This window comes from Chrysiogenia bacterium (genome assembly GCA_020434085.1).
GTDB lineage: Bacteria > JAGRBM01 > JAGRBM01 > JAGRBM01 > JAGRBM01 > JAGRBM01.
In genome coordinates this window covers 1-3,301 of sequence record JAGRBM010000501.1, presented here as the reverse complement: position 1 = coordinate 3,301, position 3,301 = coordinate 1, and the positions used below count along the sequence as shown (strand labels likewise).

The 3,301-nt window shown below is 64.1% G+C and carries 3 protein-coding genes; all 3 read right to left on the bottom strand.

What is annotated here, in order from left to right; translation table 11 throughout:
* Positions 1-1,157 (bottom strand): DUF4912 domain-containing protein (locus tag KDH09_16920; protein ID MCB0221382.1); only part of this gene is annotated, 1,157 nt, incomplete at its 3' end.
* A gap of 132 nt (positions 1,158-1,289) precedes the next feature.
* Positions 1,290-1,973: a hypothetical protein gene (locus KDH09_16915; protein ID MCB0221381.1), complete on the bottom strand. Its 684-nt coding sequence runs from the start codon at positions 1,971-1,973 to the stop codon at positions 1,290-1,292.
* A 265-nt stretch (positions 1,974-2,238) separates the two neighbouring features.
* Positions 2,239-3,301, bottom strand: a 1,063-nt coding sequence (locus tag KDH09_16910) for a phosphoenolpyruvate synthase (protein ID MCB0221380.1), incomplete at its 5' end; no start/stop codon positions are given.

The following is a 3,301-nucleotide window of genomic DNA, read 5'->3' as shown; positions in this document are numbered from 1 at the left end:
GCGCGCACCGATTCGGGGCTGTCCTTTAGCAGGGGCAGAAACCCGTGAGTGGCCGTGCAGGTGATGATCTCGATGCGGCCCTGCTCCTGCAGGCGCGCGAAGTGCCCGACCAGGTCACGGCCGTAGGCTTCTTCGAACAGGTAGCGCTGGCGCTCGAGGCGGTCGCGGTAGAAACCAGCGACGGGGCCGAATTTGGGATCGGTACGGGTGCGGTCGAGCTCGAGAACTGCCAGCTCGCACATCTTGCCCAGGTGCTCGTCGAACTTGGCCATGAGCACCTCGTCGCGGAGCATGCTTGCCAGCGGCGGGGTCAGCGACATGGTGATGCGCCCGGGGACTGCTTCTTCTTCGAGGTGGTCGAGAATATCGAGTAGCGGCAGATAGGTGCCGAGGATTGCCTCGAAGAGCCAGGCCTCTTCCATGGCCGTGCGACTCGGGTGGCGAACAAAGGGCAGGTGGGCGTGCAGGACGAGTGCCAGGTAGGCGTCGGCCGGCGGATTGGGAATGTCGAGCCGGGCATCGGGCGCAATGGACCGGCCGCTCGGGTTCCACTGGCCGGGGCTCACGGGCAGCAGGTGGCTCGATCCCTGCGCGGCGCCGGCCTGGCTGACGGCCAGCGGCCAGTCGCGCGCCGCCGGGAGCTTCGGCGAGAGCACGGCGCGCTCTTTTCGCTTTTCGCTCAGGTCGAGCCAGCGCTCGGGCTCATCGCCGGGCTCCATGCGCGGAATGCGCAGCGGCTCGCTGCGGAGAATCTCGTCGAATCCGTTCTCGTTCTCCATGCCAAGGCGAACGCGAAGCGTGCAGTTGGTGTGCTGGTTCTGCAGGTACCAGTTCGGGGCGCGAAAATCGAAGTGGATGCGCGCGACCTCGCTGAAGTGCGCGCCGTCCGCCGAGGCATCGACGCACAGGAGCGCTTGCCCACCCGAGCCGGTGCGCGTGACAAGCGCGTCGTCGAGGACCCAGTAGAGAAAGAGCAGGGTGGGGTCCACCATGGCGAGCACCGCGCGCGGGAACTCGCCCCCGCCCGGAAGCGGCGGTAGCGGCGGCAGCTTGATCGGTTGCCCGGGCGCCGGCTTTGGCGGTGCATCCGGTGCTGCGTGCCCATCCGCCTTGGGTTTCTTGCCTGCGGCTGCGGGCGCTTGTTTCTTCTCTGTCATGCTCGGCTCTTCACGACGAACTTTCCCTGCTTGTTCGCGCACAGGGGACTTCCTCCCCCCGCCCAGCAGGCGGCGAAAGAATCGTAGCAGCATGCGAAGGATCGCGCTGAACACGGCTAAAAAAACTCTGACTTAACTGGAGGAATCGATGCGCTCACAGCCCGTGCGGCAAGCGGCAATGGCCTGATGGAGCAGGCCGTTTTCCTCGCACAGGGGGACGAGCTTGTTGGGATCGACAAAAACCTCGCGCAGGCGCGGCAACCCGTCGGAGGGCTCGTCCTCCGGGGTGATCTCGCGCAGGAGATCGGCGAGCCTGGTGTGCACGCGCTTGATCTTTTTCAGGTCGCCCGCGCTGAGTTCGGGATGCCGGCTGAAGCAACTCAGCTCTGCATCGATGCCCGTGACGATGAACTCGAGAAACGGGATGGAGATCCGGCCATCGTCAGCAACTTCAGTCCAGTGGGGAACCGTATCGAGCTCGGGGAAATCGACGCCCACGCTCAGGCGGTCGGCGCGCAGGCTCTGGGGTTCGCGGCTCGAATCCAGGGGAGCGCCGCAGGCGGCCTGCAGGAGTTTTCGGAAATACTCCATGCGATCGATCTGGGATTGCATCCGCTCGCCCAGGCGGCACACCGCGCAGGTGGCCAGGGCGCGCATGCGCGTGTCCGGATCGGCAAGTCGCGCAAGCTGGGCCTGAATGTTTTTGGGACGTTGAACGAGATCCTGGCCGCAGTCGCTTGCGGGCGATTTCGCCGTGGAGCCCGGGCTGGATTCCCGTGACTGGTTTTGCGCGCCCTCTTGCATCCTGTCCGACATGGTACCCCCCAGCGTATGCCATGCAACTTTCGCCGCATATGTCCGATGTCATCTGTGATCTGTCCGGGCGCCCACAGAGAAGGCCGTGCTGTTACTTTCCAGCAACCATTCTAGCGTCACAAGGAAGGCGGGAGAATGAAAAAAAGCGGGCATGCCGCCGGAAATCCTGCCCGGAAGGCGGGCAGGTGGCCAGAATTGAGGCAGCGACCGGCTCAAATCTAGCCTGTTTGCCGGATGTGCCAAGGGACTGATCGGTGACTCAGAGTCAACTTCCGGACTTCTTCTCCTGCTCCAGAATTTTGAGGGTCGTTTTCAGGACCGTGTCCGGGTTCAGCGAGATGGAGTCGATCCCCTGCTCGACGAGGAACTGGGCGATTTCCGGGTAGTCGCTGGGGGCCTGCCCGCAGATGCCGACTTTGCGGCCGTTGGCCTTCGCCCGGGAGATGGCCTGGGCGAGCATAGAGCGCACGGCGTCGTTTCGCTCGTCGAAGAGCTCGGCGATGATTTCCGAGTCTCGATCCACGCCCAGCGTGAGCTGGGTCAGATCGTTCGAGCCGATGGAGAATCCATCGAAAATCTCCGAGAACTGGTCGGCCAGAATCACGTTGGCCGGGATCTCGCACATGACGTAGATCTCCAGGCCATTCTCGCCGCGCTTGAGACCATGCTTGGCCATCTCGGCCTGCACCTTGCGACCCTCTTCGACCGTGCGGCAGAAGGGAATCATGATCTTCACGTTGGTGAGCCCCATGTCATCGCGGACCTTCTTGAGCGCCCGGCATTCGAGCGCAAACCCCTCGCGGTAGCGCGGGTTGTAGTAGCGCGAGGCCCCGCGGAAACCGATCATCGGGTTCTCTTCGTGGGGCTCCCACTGGCGCCCACCGATGAGATTGGCGTACTCGTTGCTCTTGAAGTCCGAGAGGCGCACGATCACATCGCGCGGATAGAAGGCCGCACCGATCATGGCGATGCCCTCGGCGAGCTTGTCGACGAAGAACTGCGGCTTATCCTCGTAGGCGGCGGTCAGCTCGTCGATCTTCGCACGGGCGTCGGCGTCCTCGATCTGGTCGTAGCGCAGCAGGGCCAGCGGGTGGATCTTGATGTAGGTGTTGATGATGAATTCCTCGCGCGCCAGTCCCACGCCCGCGCTCGGCAGGAAGGAGAGGCTGAAGGCTTCGGCCGGGTTGGCCAGGTTCATCATCACCCTGGTGCGGGGCTCTTCAAGTCCCTCCAGATCGATCTTCTCCACGACGAACTTGAGCGCGCCCTCGTAGACGCGGCCCTCGTCGCCGCCGGCGCAGCTCACGGTGACCTGCTGGCCGGTAGCG